Source organism: Pseudomonas sp. TH39(2020) (genome assembly GCF_016650715.1).
Taxonomy (GTDB): Bacteria; Pseudomonadota; Gammaproteobacteria; order Pseudomonadales; family Pseudomonadaceae; genus Aquipseudomonas; species Aquipseudomonas mandelii_C.
The window spans coordinates 740200-755244 of record NZ_JAEKFF010000006.1; the positions used below are offsets into that span (position 1 = coordinate 740200).

The following is a 15045-nucleotide window of genomic DNA, read 5'->3' on the forward strand; positions in this document are numbered from 1 at the left end:
CGATTCACAAGCCGACTACAGTGGCGGTGCGAGAATCCCAAGCAATTGTTGTTAAGGAATGCACACACAATGGACTTCTTCAAGACTGCGCCAATGCGCTTTCTCCTGCTCGTGACCGGCACATGGCTGGTCATTTTCTTGCTGACCCGCATGGTTTTGCTGCTCACCCATCTGGATGAGGCCGGTAGCGGATTTCTGTCGGTGTTTGGCATCGGCCTGCTTTACGACCTGGGCTTCATTGTCTACGCAGCGCTGCCGATGGGCCTCTACTTGCTGCTCTGCCCACCGGCCTTGTGGCGTCGCCGCGGGCACCGCTGGTTCCTTCAGGGACTGCTGACCGTCAGCCTGTTCGCCATGTTGTTCACCGCGGTAGCCGAGTGGCTGTTCTGGGATGAGTTCGGTGTGCGCTTCAACTTCATCGCTGTCGATTACCTGGTGTATTCCGACGAGGTGTTGAACAACCTGTTGGAGTCTTATCCGATCGGTACGCTGCTGAGCATCCTTGCCGTGTTGGCCGTCGCCTTGAGCTTTGCGTTGCGCAAACCTTTCAATGCTGCGCTGGACGCACCGTTGCCGCCACTGCGCGGGCGCCTGCTGAATGCGCTGGGCCTGTTGATTGTCGCGGGGCTGAGCTTGCAACTGCTCAGTCAGGATTCGCCGCGCGCCCAGGGCGGTAACGCCTATCAGAACGAATTGGCGAGCAATGGGCCCTATCAGTTCTTCGCTGCATTCCGTAACAACGAACTGGATTACCCGCAGTTCTACAGCAGCCTGCCACCGGCAATCGTTGCTCAGCAGATTCGTGCCGAACTGAGTGAGCCCAACGCGCGGTTCATCGGCGAGGACCCGCAGGACATTCGCCGGATGATCGACAACCCGGGCACTGCGCGCAAACCCAACATAGTGCTGGTGACGATTGAAAGCTTCAGCGCCAAGTACATGGGCAGTAACGGCGACGCCCGCAACCTGACCCCCAATCTCGATGCCTTGCGCAAGCAGAGCCTGTACTTCAATAACTTCTACGCCACCGGCACCCGCACCGATCGCGGCCTTGAGGCCATTACCCTGGCGATCCCGCCAACCCCGGGGCGTTCGATCGTCAAGCGTGTGGGGCGTGAAAGCGGTTTCGCCAGCCTCGGCCAGCAACTCACCGCCGTGGGTTACGACAGCGTGTTCGTCTATGGCGGACGCGGTTACTTCGACAATATGAACGCGTTTTTCAGTGGCAACGGTTACCGTGTGGTGGACCAGACCAGCGTTGAGGAATCAGAAATCCACTTCAAAAATGCCTGGGGCATGGCTGACGAAGATCTCTACAAGCAGACCCTCAAACTGGCCGACGCTGACTACGCGAAACAGCAGCCGTTTCTGCTGCAAGTGATGACCACCTCCAACCATCGTCCTTATACCTACCCCGACAACCGGATTGACATCAAGTCCGGCAACGGTCGTGACGGTGCGGTGAAGTACACCGACTATGCCATTGGTCAGTTCCTCGATCAGGCGCGCCAAAAGCCGTGGTTTGACAATACAATCTTCGTCTTCGTCGCCGACCACACGGCCGGCAGCGCCGGCATGGAAGACTTGCCGATCAGCAACTATCAGATTCCGCTGTTCATCTATGCACCGAAGCTGATCGATGCACGGGAAACCGCGCAACTGGCCAGCCAGATCGACCTGGCGCCAACCTTGCTGGGTTTGCTGAACCTGGATTATCAATCGACCTTCTTTGGCCGCAACTTGCTGCAGGACAATCCACTGCCGCCTCGCGTGGTCGTTGGCAATTACCAGCATCTGGGCTTGTTCGACGGCAAGAATTTGGCGATCCTGAGCCCTCGCCAAGGGCTGCGGCGCCATGATGACGCGCTGACCGAGAGCCGCGAATCCCGGGCCACCGCCAGCGACCCATTGATTGTCCGTGCTATTACCTATTACCAAACCGCCAGTTATGGCTTCAAGCAACAGCTGCTTGGCTGGAAGACGCCCATGGAGGGCACAGGCCAAGTCAGCGCACATTAATCGAATCGCCCCGGGCTGATGCCCCGGGGCTTTTTCCTTTGTTCAGGATCCACCATGTCATCAATTGCTGTCCGTCCCGCCTCCCGCCCGCTCAATTTCTGGGTGTGCCTGGGCGTTCCCGCCATCGCGGCGATCACTCTGGTGTTGCTCGAACTCACGTCCCTGGACATGGACCTTGCCAAACTATTGTATGACCCGGTCGCGGGTGATTTCATCGGGCGGCACAGTTACTTCCTGGAAGACATCCTGCATGACCGTGCCAAGCAAGTGGTCATCGCCTTCTCGGTGTTGGCCATCTTCGGTTTCATCGCCTCCTTTTTCATGGACAGGCTCAAACCGATCAAACGGGAACTGGGCTGCCTGGTGCTGTCTTTGGCTCTGGCTACATCCTTTGTCACCCCAGTCAAAGCAGTGACAGCCGTTCAATGCCCGTGGAGCCTTGAGCAGTTTGGCGGTCACGAAACCTATAGCGAACTGCTCAGCCCTCGCCCGCACACAGATAAACCCGGCCGTTGCTGGCCAGGCGGCCATGCGGCGACCGGTTTCACACTGTTTGCGCTGTTCTTTGTCTTGCGCGATCGTCGTCCGCGTCTGGCACGCAAGGCGTTTGTGTTTGCTTTCGCGTTGGGCACGGTGTTTTCCATCAGCCGGATGATGCAGGGCGCGCACTTCTTTTCGCACAATGTGTGGACGGCGATTTTCTGCTGGCTGATTTGTCTGGGGTCGTATTACTACATCCTGTATCGGCCAGCTTCCAAGGCTGATCGGGTGACCAAGGCAGAACCTGTCAGCGCCTGAACACCGATAAAAAAATGTGGGAGTGAGCCTGCTCGCGAAGGGGCCATAACATTCAACATTTCTGGCGACTGTTACACCGCTTTCGCGAGCAGGCTCGCTCCCACAATGGACCGAGGTGACCCTCGAAATCCGGGCAATAAAAAACCCCGCCTGCTTAGCGCAGGCGGGGTTTTTTTATAGGGGTAAGGCTGGCTTACATCATGCCGCCCATGCCGCCCATACCGCCCATGTCTGGCATGCCGCCGCCAGCTGGACCGTCTTCCTTGATCTCAGCGATCATGGCTTCGGTGGTGATCATCAGGCTGGCAATCGACGAAGCCGCTTGCAGAGCCGAACGAGTCACTTTAGCCGGGTCCAGGATACCCATTTCGATCATGTCGCCGTATTCGCCGGTAGCAGCGTTGTAACCGTAGTTACCCGAACCCTGCTTGACCTTGTCGACCACTACGCTTGGCTCGTCGCCGGAGTTGGCAACGATCTGACGCAGTGGCGCTTCAACAGCGCGACGCAGCAACTGGATGCCAACGTTCTGGTCATCGTTGTCGCCTTTCAGCTCGGAGATAGCCTGCAGAGCGCGAACCAGTGCCACGCCGCCGCCAGGTACCACGCCTTCTTCAACGGCTGCACGGGTAGCGTGCAGGGCGTCTTCAACGCGAGCTTTCTTCTCTTTCATTTCAACTTCGGAACCAGCGCCAACCTTGATCACTGCAACGCCGCCGGACAGTTTGGCCAGACGCTCTTGCAGTTTTTCACGGTCGTAGTCGGACGAAGTGTCAGCCACTTGCTGACGGATCTGCAGAACGCGAGCCTGGATGTCAGCCTCAACGCCGGCACCGTCGATCACGGTGGTGTTTTCTTTGGACAGGATCACGCGCTTGGCATTACCCAGGTGTTCCAGGGTAGTGCTTTCCAGGCTCAGACCGATCTCTTCGGAGATAACGGTACCGCCAGTCAGAACAGCGATGTCCTGCAGCATGGCCTTGCGACGGTCGCCGAAGCCTGGCGCCTTGACGGCTGCGACTTTAACGATGCCGCGCATGTTGTTCACAACCAGAGTCGCCAGGGCTTCGCCTTCAACGTCTTCGGCCACGATCAGCAGTGGACGGCCGGCTTTGGCAACGGCTTCCAGAACTGGCAGCATTTCGCGGATGTTCGAGATCTTTTTGTCGACCAGCAGGATCAGCGGACCGTCCAGCTCGGCAGTCATGGTCTCTGGCTTGTTGACGAAGTACGGGGACAGGTAGCCACGGTCGAACTGCATGCCTTCAACAACCGACAGTTCGTTTTCCAGGCCCGAGCCTTCTTCAACGGTGATCACGCCTTCTTTACCGACTTTTTCCATGGCTTCGGCAATGATGTCGCCGATGGAGCTGTCGGAGTTGGCCGAGATGGTGCCGACCTGAGCGATGGCCTTGGTGTCAGCGCAAGGCTTGGACAGGGCTTTCAGCTCTTTGACGATAGCGATGGTCGCTTTGTCGATACCGCGCTTCAGGTCCATCGGGTTCATGCCGGCAGCGACGGCTTTCAGGCCTTCGTTGACGATCGATTGAGCCAGAACGGTAGCGGTGGTGGTGCCGTCGCCTGCGTCATCGTTGGCACGGGAGGCAACGTCTTTGACCAGCTGCGCGCCCATGTTTTCGAAGCGATCTTTCAGCTCGATTTCTTTGGCAACGGACACGCCGTCCTTGGTGATGGTCGGAGCGCCGAAGCTCTTCTCGATGATCACGTTACGGCCTTTAGGGCCCAGGGTCGCTTTTACTGCGTCAGCCAGGACGTTGACACCGGCGAGCATTTTCTTGCGGGCGGAATCGCCGAATTTAACTTCTTTAGCAGCCATGATCGATATTCCTTAAATACTTTGTAGTAGCGGGAAAATGAGCGGGGAATCAGCCTTCGACAACAGCGAGGATTTCGCTCTCGCCGATGACCAGCAGATCTTCGCCGTCAACTTTCACAGTGTTGCTGCCGGAGTAAGGGCCGAACACAACCTTGTCACCCACTTTCACGGACAGCGCACGCACTTCACCGTTGTCCAGGACTTTGCCCGGGCCTACAGCGAGGACTTCGCCCTGGTTTGGCTTTTCAGCAGCCGAACCTGGCAGGACGATACCGCCAGCGGTTTTCTTTTCTTCTTCGCTGCGACGGACGACGACGCGGTCATGCAGAGGACGAAGCTTCATTGTCGATCTCTCCTAATTGTGGTTTTCATCGGCCGGTGTATTCCCGGCGGGTTTAACAAATCCGGCGATGCCGGGTGCGGTTCGTCGAGCGAACCGCGGAAGTCTGTCTGGCGTAATCGCCAGAAACCTTGCGGTGACCGTTACATAAGGGCGCATAAGCTTATTACAAGGGCGAGGAAGCAAATTTTTTCAGGTTGCTGCCCCACAAACGAACACGGCACCCGAAGGTGCCGTGCCGGTGGTGTGGATTACTTGGTATCGCGGTGTTCGAATTCGCCTTCGATCACGTTGGGCTCACGGCCCAGCGGCTCGCGGGTCGCAGGGCCGCCACGTGGCTGAAGGTCGTCGGCGAATGCACGCTGACGGATTGCCGCCTCTTCGGCACGCTGGCGCATTTTATTGGCCAACAGTCGACGAGAGATCGGCAGCAACATGATCAGACCCAGCGCGTCAGTGACGAAGCCCGGCAGGATCAACAGACCACCCGCCAGTGCCAGCATCAAACCTTCGAGCATGGTCTGGGCCGGCAGCTCGCCGCGGTTCAGGCTTTCACGAGCACGCAATGCGGTTGCCAGACCAGCGATACGCAGCACGAACACGCCGAGCATCGAGCCGAGAATGACCAGCAGCAGGGCCGGGAAAAACCCGATCGCCCCGCTGACCTTGACGAATACGAACAGCTCCAACACCGGAAACAGTACAAAGAGCAATAAAAAAGGGCGCATCAAATGGTTCCTCAACGCAAGAATGCCTTGCCAGTCTTCCCTAGATGACGTCGCCGATTCGTGAATTCAAGCGTCGGCCACTTCATTTTTCGGCCAATGTTCGGCGTGAGCCAGGAAAACCAAGGCTTCGCGCACTTGTGTCGGCGTATTACACGGCGCTTGAAACGGCAACCAATAGAGCCCCTGGCCAATGCGCAGGTGCATGCCTTCGGTGTCGATACCCGCCAGTTGCGCCAGCTCGGTTTTCGGCAGGCCCGCCAGTTCGACGTAGTGGGCGATGGCTTTGGCGTGATCGGCATTCATGTGCTCGACCATGCTCGCTTCGGCTTTTCCGGCGAACGGGTTGGCCAGTGTTAACTGATCGACCCAGTGAATCGCACCGAAGCCGCCGATGTAACGGTGACGTACCGGTTTGAGCACCCAGAAATCGAAATCGTGGGCCTTGTGGTAGCTCTGCGAATCCGGGAAATAGCGGTAGTAACGCTCAGCTGCCGCTTCGATGGCGGCCTCGTTTTCGAGCTTTTCTGCTTCGGCGAGGTAGGTCAGCCGACCAACGGCTTGCACATCTTCAGCCCCGCGCTCACCCACAAACAGTGAGCATTTTGGATCTTTCTGCAGGTTGTGGGTGTGCTGGGCGATACGGCTGATAAGGATCAGCGGCCAGCCCTGTTCGTCCAGACAGTACGGAACCACGGAGCCAAACGGGAAACCGGGCATCGCCTTGGAGTGTGTCGAGAGCACTCCACGGTATTCCTTGAGAAGCAATTCTCGGGCATTCTTGGCCGCTTCAACGCTCAATTTATGACTCCTTATTAGAATCCGTCAAAAAACGGACAGGCGCCTGGGGATAAGTTCCAGTACGCCATCGGGGCAGTTCTCATGTGCAGCCAGGCCATCAGGTGCAGATCGAGAGGCTACTCTCTAAAAGGAAACCACTCCTTTGACCTGCTATTGGGGCATGCGAATGCAACTCACTGACAAAGTAATCATTATCACCGGCGGTTGCCAGGGTTTAGGCCGTTCCATGGCCGAGTATTTCGCCGGTAAAGGCGCGAAGCTGGCGCTGGTGGACCTGAACCAGGAAAAGCTCGACGACGCCGTCGCCGCTTGCAAGGCTAAAGGCGTCGAGGCTCGCGCTTATCTGTGCAATGTCGCCAATGAAGAGCAAGTGACTCATATGGCCGCCCAGGTGGCCGAAGACTTCGGTGCGATTCATGGCCTGATCAACAACGCCGGGATCCTGCGCGATGGCTTGCTCATCAAGGTCAAGGACGGCGAGATGACCAAGATGAGCCTGGCTCAGTGGCAGTCGGTCATCGACGTCAATCTGACCGGCGTATTCCTGTGCACCCGTGAAGTCGCGGCCAAAATGATCGAGCTGAACAACAGCGGCACGATCATTAATATCTCGTCGATCTCCCGTGCTGGCAACGCCGGCCAGACCAACTACTCCGCCGCCAAGGCCGGTGTCGCCGCGATGACCGTGACCTGGGCGAAGGAATTGGCACGCTACGGTATTCGTGTGGCAGCCATTGCACCGGGTTTTATCGAAACCGAAATGACGCTGAGCATGAAGCCTGAGGCGCTGGAGAAGATAACGTCCGCGATTCCGCTCAAACGCATGGGCAAGATTGAAGAGATCGCCCATTCGGCGGCCTACATCTTCGAGAACGACTACTTCTCCGGTCGGATTCTGGAGTTGGATGGCGGGTTGCGGATCTAGGGTCAACACAAAACAAATGTGGGAGCGAGCCTGCTCGCGATGAGGGCATATCATTCACCATTGATGGTGACTGTTACACCGCTATCGCGAGCAGGCTCGCTCCCACAGGGGATTGTATTTCTTCAGTGAATCAATCGTCGCTGATGGTGATGTTCGGCATCGCGGGCGAAACCGCTTCCTGCAACACGATCCGCGCGCCGACATGGCGGGCCAGTTCCTGGTAAACCATCGCAATCGGGCTGTCAGGCTCGGCGATCACCGTTGGCTTGCCGCCGTCGGCCTGTTCGCGGATGGCCATCGCCAGCGGCAACGAAGCCAGCAGCTCGACGCCGTACTGGTTGGCGAGCTTCACGCCACCACCTTCACCGAACAGATGCTCGGCATGCCCGCAGTTGGAGCAGATGTGCACGGCCATGTTTTCCACCACGCCCAGCACCGGGATGTTGACCTTGCGGAACATCTCCACGCCCTTGCGTGCGTCCAGCAATGCCAGATCTTGTGGCGTGGTAACGATCACCGCGCCGGCCACCGGGACTTTCTGCGCCAGGGTCAGCTGGATGTCACCGGTGCCTGGTGGCATGTCGATGACCAGGTAATCCAGGTCGCCCCAGGCGGTTTGAGTGACCAGTTGCAACAAGGCGCCGGAAACCATCGGCCCGCGCCAGACCATCGGCGTGTTGTCATCGGTCAGGAACGCCATGGACATGACTTCGACACCATGGGACTCGATCGGAATAAACCACTTCTGATCCTTGACCTTGGGTCGGGTGCCTTCAGGGATGCCGAACATGATGCCTTGGCTCGGTCCGTAAATGTCCGCGTCGAGAATCCCGACCTTGGCGCCTTCGCGGGCCAGGGCCAGAGCCAGGTTGGCGGCGGTGGTTGATTTGCCCACCCCGCCCTTGCCGGACGCCACGGCCACCACGTTCTTGACGTTGGCCAGCCCCGGGATCTGCGCTTGAGCCTTATGCGCGGCAATGACACTGGTGATCTCGACGCGGGCGACGGTCACGCCGTCCAGCCCTTCAATGGCCATTTGCAGCAACTGCGCCCAGCCACTCTCGAACAGGCCGGCGGCATAACCCAGCTCCAGCTGGACGCTGACGCGATCACCCTGAATGTCGATGCTGCGTACGCACCCGGCGCTGACCGGGTCCTGGTTCAAGTAAGGGTCGGTGTATTGGCGAAGGACGGCTTCCACCGCTGCGCGATTGACGGCGCTCATGGGCAACTCCGATAGCAAGACTGGAAAATCAGGCGGGTATCCTAACCGTTCTGTCGCCCGGACGGCATGCTTTCAAGATGTCACAAATATCCCATGGCCAGACGCAACCTGTAGCAGCTGGCGAAGCCTGCGTTCGGCTGCGCAGCAGTCGTAAAACCAGACACCGCGGTATTTCAGGTAGTCCGAGTTGTCCGGGTTCACGACTGCTGCGCAGCCGAACGCAGGCTTCGCCAGCTGCTACATGGACCGTGGATACAGGTCGCGGGGGTGAAAAATATGCGCTGGCGCTTTATAGTGGCCGACCTCCGTTTCATCAAGTAGCCGAGCCCCATGTCCGAGCCACGCAAGATCCTCGTCACCAGCGCCCTGCCCTATGCCAATGGTTCGATCCATCTTGGCCACATGCTGGAATATATCCAGACCGATATGTGGGTGCGCTTCCAGAAGCACCGCGGCAATCAATGCATTTATGTCTGCGCCGACGACGCCCACGGTTCGGCCATCATGCTGCGCGCGGAAAAGGAAGGCATCACCCCGGAACAACTGATCGCCAACGTCCAGGCTGAACACAGCGCCGACTTTGCCGAGTTCCTGGTGGACTTCGACAACTTCCACTCCACTCACGCCGAAGAAAACCGTGAGCTGTCGAGCCAGATCTACCTGAAGCTGCGCGACGCCGGGCACATTGCCACGCGCTCGATCACTCAGTACTTCGACCCGGAAAAGAAAATGTTCCTGGCCGACCGCTTCATCAAGGGCACCTGCCCGAAATGCGGCACCGAAGACCAGTACGGCGACAACTGCGAAAAATGCGGTGCGACCTACGCGCCAACCGACCTGAAGGATCCGAAGTCGGCGATCTCTGGCGCCACCCCGGTGCTCAAGGATTCCCAGCACTTCTTCTTCAAGCTGCCGGACTTCCAGGAAATGCTGCAAGCCTGGACCCGCAGCGGCACCCTGCAAGAAGCCGTGGCGAACAAAATCGCCGAATGGCTGGACGCCGGCCTGCAACAATGGGACATCTCCCGCGATGCGCCGTACTTCGGTTTCGAAATCCCCGACGAGCCAGGCAAATACTTCTACGTCTGGCTCGACGCGCCGATCGGCTACATGGCCAGCTTCAAGAACCTCTGCGACCGCACGCCTACACTTGATTTCGATGCGTTCTGGGGCAAGGATTCCACCGCCGAGCTGTACCATTTCATCGGCAAGGACATCGTCAACTTCCACGCCCTGTTCTGGCCAGCCATGCTCGAAGGCGCCGGCTTCCGTAAACCGACCGGCATCAACGTACACGGTTACCTGACCGTCAACGGTCAGAAAATGTCCAAGTCCCGCGGCACCTTCATCAAGGCCCGGACCTATCTCGACCACCTGTCGCCGGAATACCTGCGTTACTACTACGCAGCCAAGTTGAGCCGCGGCGTCGACGACCTGGACCTGAACCTCGAAGACTTCGTGCAGAAGGTCAACTCCGACCTGGTCGGCAAAGTCGTCAACATCGCCAGCCGTTGCGCCGGTTTCATCCACAAAGGCAACGCCGGTGTACTGGTGGCGGGCAATGCCGCGCCGGAACTGACCGAAGCGTTCCTCGCCGCTGCGCCGAGCATCGCCGAAGCCTACGAGGCTCGCGACTTCGCCCGTGCCATGCGCGAAATCATGGGCCTGGCCGACCGTGCCAATGCCTGGATCGCCGACAAGGCGCCGTGGTCGCTGAACAAACAGGAAGGCAAGCAAGACGAAGTCCAGGCCATCTGCGCCCTGGGCATCAACCTGTTCCGCCAGCTGGTGATCTTCCTCAAGCCGGTGCTGCCACTGCTGGCCGCCGACGCCGAGGCGTTCCTGAACGTCGCGCCGCTGACCTGGAACGACCATGCCACCTTACTCAGCAATCATCAGCTGAACGAGTTCAAACCGTTGATGACTCGTATCGACCCGGTAAAAGTGCAAGCCATGAGCGACGCCTCGAAAGAAGACCTGACCGCCAGCGCTACCGACACCGGCGACGCTGCGCCTGCTGGCAATGGCGAACTGGCCAAGGATCCGCTGTCGCCGGAAATCGAGTTCGATGCCTTTGCCGCTGTCGACCTGCGCGTCGCGCTGATCCTCAAGGCCGAACACGTGGAAGGCGCCGACAAACTGCTGCGCCTGACCCTGGACATCGGTGACGAGCAACGCAACGTGTTCTCCGGGATCAAGAGCGCTTATCCGGATCCGTCCAAGCTCAATGGTCGTCTGACCATGATGATCGCCAACCTCAAGCCACGGAAAATGAAGTTCGGCATCTCCGAAGGCATGGTGATGGCGGCCGGCCCTGGCGGTGAAGAAATCTACCTGCTCAGCCCTGACAGCGGCGCCAAGCCAGGTCAGCGCATCAAGTAAGGCTCGATCCGCTGGACCGATCCCACAGTCGTGCCTGGCGCGACTGTGGGATTTTCATGTCTGGCCCATACTATCTCTCAGCTCCGGACTCACCTTGTAGGAGCTGTCGAGTGAAACGAGGCTGCGATCTTTTGACCTTGTCTTCAAAAAACAAAGTCAAAAGATCGCAGCCTGCGGCAGCTCCTACAGATTTACCCAGCAGCCCAACGATGTGTGGATACGGACGCTTCAGGTAGACAGATCATGACCGAACTGCTTCTTACGCTTATCAGCACTGCCCTGATCAACAACCTCGTGTTGCATTGGCCGCTGGGCGTCGATCCGCTGCTGGGCAACGAGCATCGGCAGGTCCACGCGCTGGGCCTTGCGACCACATGTTTGATGCTGATTGTCGGCACGCTGGGCTACTCGGTCTACCGTTGGTTGCTGGTCCCGCTGGAGCTGACGTCGCTGCGCCTTTTCGTCTTCCTGCCATTAAGCGTTCTGCTGATTGGCCCGCTGCTGAAAGTGCTTTCCCGGTTACTTCCAAAGCTTGCGTTCGATGGCCTCTGGCCCCTGCTGCTGGGCAACGCTGGCGTACTCGGCCTGACGCTGCTCAACGCTCAGGAGGACAAAGGCTTCTTCCACGCCATGGCCCTGAGCCTGGGTGCCGGGCTGGGATTCTGGCTGGTACTGAGCCTGTTCAGCGACTTGCGCCAACGCACCATCGAAAATGATATCCCCCTGCCCTTTCGCGGCCTGCCCATCGACCTGATCGGCGCGGGACTGATTGCAGTGGCCTTTCTCGGATTCAGCGGACTGATCAAAACATGAGTCTGATTCAACGCATCGACGCCCTGTTGCCGCAGACCCAATGCGGCAAGTGCGGCCACCCCGGATGCAAACCGTACGCCGAAGGCATTGCCAGCGGCGAACCGATCAACAAGTGCCCGCCGGGCGGCAGCGAAACCATCGCCGCCCTGGCCGAGCTGTTGAAAGTGCCGGTGCTGGAACTGGACGTCAGTCGCGGTTCGGCCCCGGCGCAGATCGCCTATATTCGTGAAGCGGAGTGTATTGGTTGCACCAAGTGCATCCAGGCCTGCCCGGTGGATGCCATTGTCGGCGCGGCGAAATTGATGCACACGGTGATCGTCGATGAATGCACCGGTTGCGACCTGTGCGTAGCGCCCTGCCCGGTGGATTGCATCGAGATGCGGCCGTTGCAGCTGGACACAGTGCTACCGATTGTCGGCGGCCTGGCGTTCAGTCTTGAGGAACAACGCGCCCGGGCGGCCAAGCGCAATCACGCACGGCGCCGATTTGAACAGCGCAACGCTCGCCTGCATCGCGAAGAAGAACAGAAAATCGCCGAACGTCAGGCCCGAGCCCAGCGCGCCGTCCAGCACAGTGAGGTAGCGACGCTCGACCCGGTTCAGGCCGCTCTTGAGCGAGTCCGCGCACAGAAGGCAGCCAATGCCGATGCGGCGTTGAAAAAGGCCAAGATCGATCTGGCGATGAGTCGGGCGCAACTGAACAAGTCACTCAAGGCGTTCGGGCATCCGCCGACCTTCGAACAGCAGTCGCAACTGATCGTCTTGCAACAGCAGTTCGAGGTTGCCGAACAGGCGTTGGCGACACTGGAAAGTACTGCACCGCCAGCCGAGGCACCCGTCACTGTGGCGAAAAATGCGCAGCTGAATCGGGCAAAGATCCAGTTGGCCATGCGCCGCGCCGAACTCAAGAAAGCCCAAGCCCGCGAAGCGCCATCTGAGCAGATCGAAGCACTGGAACTCGCGGTGAATGAAGCCGAGCGTCAGGTGGATGCCTATGCAGCCCCTTGAATCGGTCGACGAGCGTCTTCAGCAGGCCATGAAGCTGGTATTGCTGGCCACTGTGCCGGGGATGCTGGTGTTTTTCTGGCTGTATGGCTGGGGAGTGTTGATCAACCTGATTCTGACGGGGGTTACCGCACTGGCCGTTGAAGCGGCCGTGTTGCGCTTGCGCAAGCGAGCGCTCAAGCCGACCTTGAGCGACGGCAGCGCACTGGTCAGCGCGACGCTGTTGGCGCTGGCCTTGCCGCCTTATTGCCCGTGGTGGCTGACGGTCTGTGCCGCGGCGTTCGCGATGGTGTTCGGCAAACACTTGTATGGCGGCGTTGGCAAGAACCCGTTCAACCCGGCAATGCTGGGCTTCGCCCTGGTGCTGGTGACCTTTCCCCAACAGATGACCCACTGGCCGTCATTCCATGGACTGGATCTGATCGGCGGTTTGCAGCAGGTGTTCGGGTTCACCCTCGGTCAGACGCCTGATGCCTGGGTCCAGGCCACGGCGCTGGACAGCCTGCGGATCAACAAAAGCCTGACCATGGATGAACTGTTTGCCGCTAACCCGGCGTTCGGTCATTTCGGCGGCCGAGGCATGGAATGGGTCAACCTGGCCTTTCTGGCGGGCGGCGCGTTTCTGTTACAACGACGGGTGTTCAGTTGGCATGCGCCAGTCGGCATGCTCGCCAGCCTGTTCATCATTAGCCTGCTGTGCTGGAACGGCTCGGGCTCCGACTCCCATGGCTCGCCGCTGTTTCATCTGCTCACTGGTGCGAGCATGCTGGGTGCATTCTTCATCGTTACGGAACCGGTGTCCGGCGCAAAAAGCCCCGGCGCGCGGCTGCTGTTCGGCGCGGGCGTCGGGCTGCTGACGTACCTGATTCGTACCTGGGGTGGTTATCCGGACGGCGTAGCCTTTGCCGTGCTGTTGATGAACCTCTGTGTGCCGGCGCTGGAGCGGTTTGCCGCCTCGAGACTGGAACGGGGTGCGCCATGAGCCGGGCGTCGAGCGTTGTGATCCTGGTGTTGCTGGCAAGCCTGGGGATTGGTGCGACTTACCTCCTGCAGCACACCAGCGCGCCGCGCATTGCGGCCGAACAGCGCCTGATCGACAGTCGTAACCTGCTGGACCTGCTCCCTGCTGAAAGCTACGACAATCAGCCGCTGGAACAACCACTCGCTCTCGAAAACACTGGGTTGGCCAACAGCACGCTGCTAGGTGGCTACCTGGCAACCAAAACAGGCCAGACCAGCGCCGTGTTGCTGCGCAGCCAAACCCTGGGTTACGAGGGTTCCATCGAATTGCTGATCGCCATCGGCGCAAACGGCAAGGTGCTGGGCGTAAAAACGCTCAAGCAATCGGAAACTCCGGGGCTGGGCGGTCGACTCGCCGACTGGCCCAATACCTGGCTTCAGGCTTTTTCCGGAAAGTCCCGAACCGAACCTGCCGACAATGGCTGGGCCTTGAAAAAGGATCAGGGGCAATTCGATCAAATGGCGGGGGCGACCATTACTTCGAGAGCGGTCATCAATGCCATCCATGACGCGTTGCGCTATTTCGACGAACATCAGCAACAGTTGATCGGGAGCAGCGCTCATGAATAAGTCATCGACGCTGCAGAATTCGCTGATGCTTGCACCGCTGATCGGTGCCACGGATTCATTGGTGTCCGCTCTGGGCTTGTGGCTGATGTTCATCGTGGTGATCAGTGTCTTTGGAGTGAGCATGGGAGCCTTGCGATGCCGACTTGTCCCGGCGACACGTTTGCTTGCCAACGTCCTGCTGGCGGCCACACTGACCAGCTGCACGGAACTCGCCGCGCAAGTCTGGTCGCTGCAATGGCACCAACATGTAGGGTTCTATGCGGGATTGATTGCCTTGCAATGTGTTGTGCTGGAACACACCGGTTTTTTCCAGAGCGCCTGGCGTGATCGCCTGCGCCTGTGTGGCCTGTTCGGCGCGTTGATGGCGGGCCTTGGCGTGCTGCGCGAATTTATCGGCAACGGAACATTCGGAAGCCATCTCCCATGGCTGGCTGGCACTGCGCAAGCGGACTGGCAAGGCTGGGCATTGACCGCCGACGGTGGCTTGCGCCTGGCCACCCTGGCCCCTGGCGGATTCATTCTGCTGGGACTGCTGATCGCCGCACATCAGGCCTGGAACCGCTCGACGCCCCCACACTGACCGCCT

At 59.2% G+C, this 15045-nt stretch carries 14 protein-coding genes; 9 read left to right on the plus strand and 5 right to left on the minus strand.

Annotated features, from left to right (window positions below):
- Positions 1 to 69: 69 nt before the first annotated feature.
- Both JFU47_RS11455 and JFU47_RS11460 read left to right on the plus strand, forming a co-directional pair.
- Positions 70 to 2019, plus strand: coding sequence for an LTA synthase family protein (locus tag JFU47_RS11455; RefSeq protein ID WP_201183035.1), 1950 nt, complete (start codon positions 70 to 72; stop codon positions 2017 to 2019).
- Between the two features lie 54 nt (positions 2020 to 2073).
- The gene (locus JFU47_RS11460) at positions 2074 to 2817 is read left to right on the plus strand and encodes a phosphatase PAP2 family protein (RefSeq protein ID WP_140893496.1); all 744 of its coding nucleotides are present in this window, start codon (positions 2074 to 2076) and stop codon (positions 2815 to 2817) included.
- A gap of 193 nt (positions 2818 to 3010) precedes the next feature.
- Here the strand turns inward: JFU47_RS11460 and groL are convergent, their stop codons facing one another.
- The 4 genes from groL to JFU47_RS11480 form a co-directional block, all read right to left on the minus strand.
- Positions 3011 to 4654 carry a chaperonin GroEL gene (gene groL / locus JFU47_RS11465; RefSeq protein ID WP_008155543.1) on the minus strand — a complete coding sequence of 548 codons (1644 nt, stop codon included), beginning with the start codon at positions 4652 to 4654 and terminating at the stop codon, positions 3011 to 3013.
- Between the two features lie 49 nt (positions 4655 to 4703).
- Positions 4704 to 4997 carry a co-chaperone GroES gene (locus tag JFU47_RS11470; protein ID WP_007948593.1) on the minus strand — a complete coding sequence of 98 codons (294 nt, stop codon included), beginning with the start codon at positions 4995 to 4997 and terminating at the stop codon, positions 4704 to 4706.
- Between the two features lie 248 nt (positions 4998 to 5245).
- Positions 5246 to 5722, minus strand: coding sequence for an FxsA family protein (locus JFU47_RS11475; RefSeq protein WP_123368480.1), 477 nt, complete (start codon positions 5720 to 5722; stop codon positions 5246 to 5248).
- A 66-nt stretch (positions 5723 to 5788) separates the two neighbouring features.
- Entirely contained in the window at positions 5789 to 6520 is a 732-nt protein-coding gene (locus JFU47_RS11480) for a HugZ family pyridoxamine 5'-phosphate oxidase (RefSeq protein WP_201183037.1), read from the minus strand.
- A gap of 166 nt (positions 6521 to 6686) precedes the next feature.
- Between JFU47_RS11480 and JFU47_RS11485 the strand changes: the two genes are divergently transcribed.
- The gene (locus JFU47_RS11485; protein WP_201183039.1) at positions 6687 to 7445 is read left to right on the plus strand and encodes an SDR family oxidoreductase; all 759 of its coding nucleotides are present in this window, start codon (positions 6687 to 6689) and stop codon (positions 7443 to 7445) included.
- A 130-nt stretch (positions 7446 to 7575) separates the two neighbouring features.
- On the opposite strand, the gene apbC is transcribed toward JFU47_RS11485, so the two are convergent.
- The gene (gene apbC / locus JFU47_RS11490) at positions 7576 to 8670 is read right to left on the minus strand and encodes an iron-sulfur cluster carrier protein ApbC (RefSeq protein WP_201183041.1); all 1095 of its coding nucleotides are present in this window, start codon (positions 8668 to 8670) and stop codon (positions 7576 to 7578) included.
- A gap of 330 nt (positions 8671 to 9000) precedes the next feature.
- Here apbC and metG point away from each other — a divergent pair, with 330 nt between their 5' ends.
- The 6 genes from metG (at position 9001) to JFU47_RS11520 (ending at position 15039) form a co-directional block, all read left to right on the plus strand.
- Entirely contained in the window at positions 9001 to 11052 is a 2052-nt protein-coding gene (gene metG, locus JFU47_RS11495) for a methionine--tRNA ligase (protein WP_123368476.1), read from the plus strand.
- A 243-nt stretch (positions 11053 to 11295) separates the two neighbouring features.
- Positions 11296 to 11865 carry an electron transport complex protein RnfA gene (locus tag JFU47_RS11500; protein ID WP_201183043.1) on the plus strand — a complete coding sequence of 190 codons (570 nt, stop codon included), beginning with the start codon at positions 11296 to 11298 and terminating at the stop codon, positions 11863 to 11865.
- Complete coding sequence (gene rsxB / locus JFU47_RS11505) at positions 11862 to 12872, plus strand: electron transport complex subunit RsxB (RefSeq protein WP_201183045.1); 1011 nt, start codon at positions 11862 to 11864, stop codon at positions 12870 to 12872. Before JFU47_RS11500 ends, rsxB begins: the two co-directional genes overlap by 4 nt.
- Positions 12859 to 13851 carry an RnfABCDGE type electron transport complex subunit D gene (locus tag JFU47_RS11510; protein WP_201183047.1) on the plus strand — a complete coding sequence of 331 codons (993 nt, stop codon included), beginning with the start codon at positions 12859 to 12861 and terminating at the stop codon, positions 13849 to 13851. The genes rsxB and JFU47_RS11510 overlap by 14 nt, the downstream gene beginning before the upstream one ends.
- Positions 13848 to 14459 (plus strand): RnfABCDGE type electron transport complex subunit G, encoded by a 612-nt coding sequence (locus tag JFU47_RS11515; protein WP_201183049.1) that lies wholly within the window; start codon positions 13848 to 13850, stop codon positions 14457 to 14459. The genes JFU47_RS11510 and JFU47_RS11515 overlap by 4 nt, the downstream gene beginning before the upstream one ends.
- On the plus strand, positions 14452 to 15039 hold the full coding sequence (locus JFU47_RS11520) for an Rnf-Nqr domain containing protein (protein ID WP_201183051.1): 588 nt from the start codon (positions 14452 to 14454) through the stop codon (positions 15037 to 15039). Before JFU47_RS11515 ends, JFU47_RS11520 begins: the two co-directional genes overlap by 8 nt.
- Positions 15040 to 15045 lie beyond the last annotated feature (6 nt).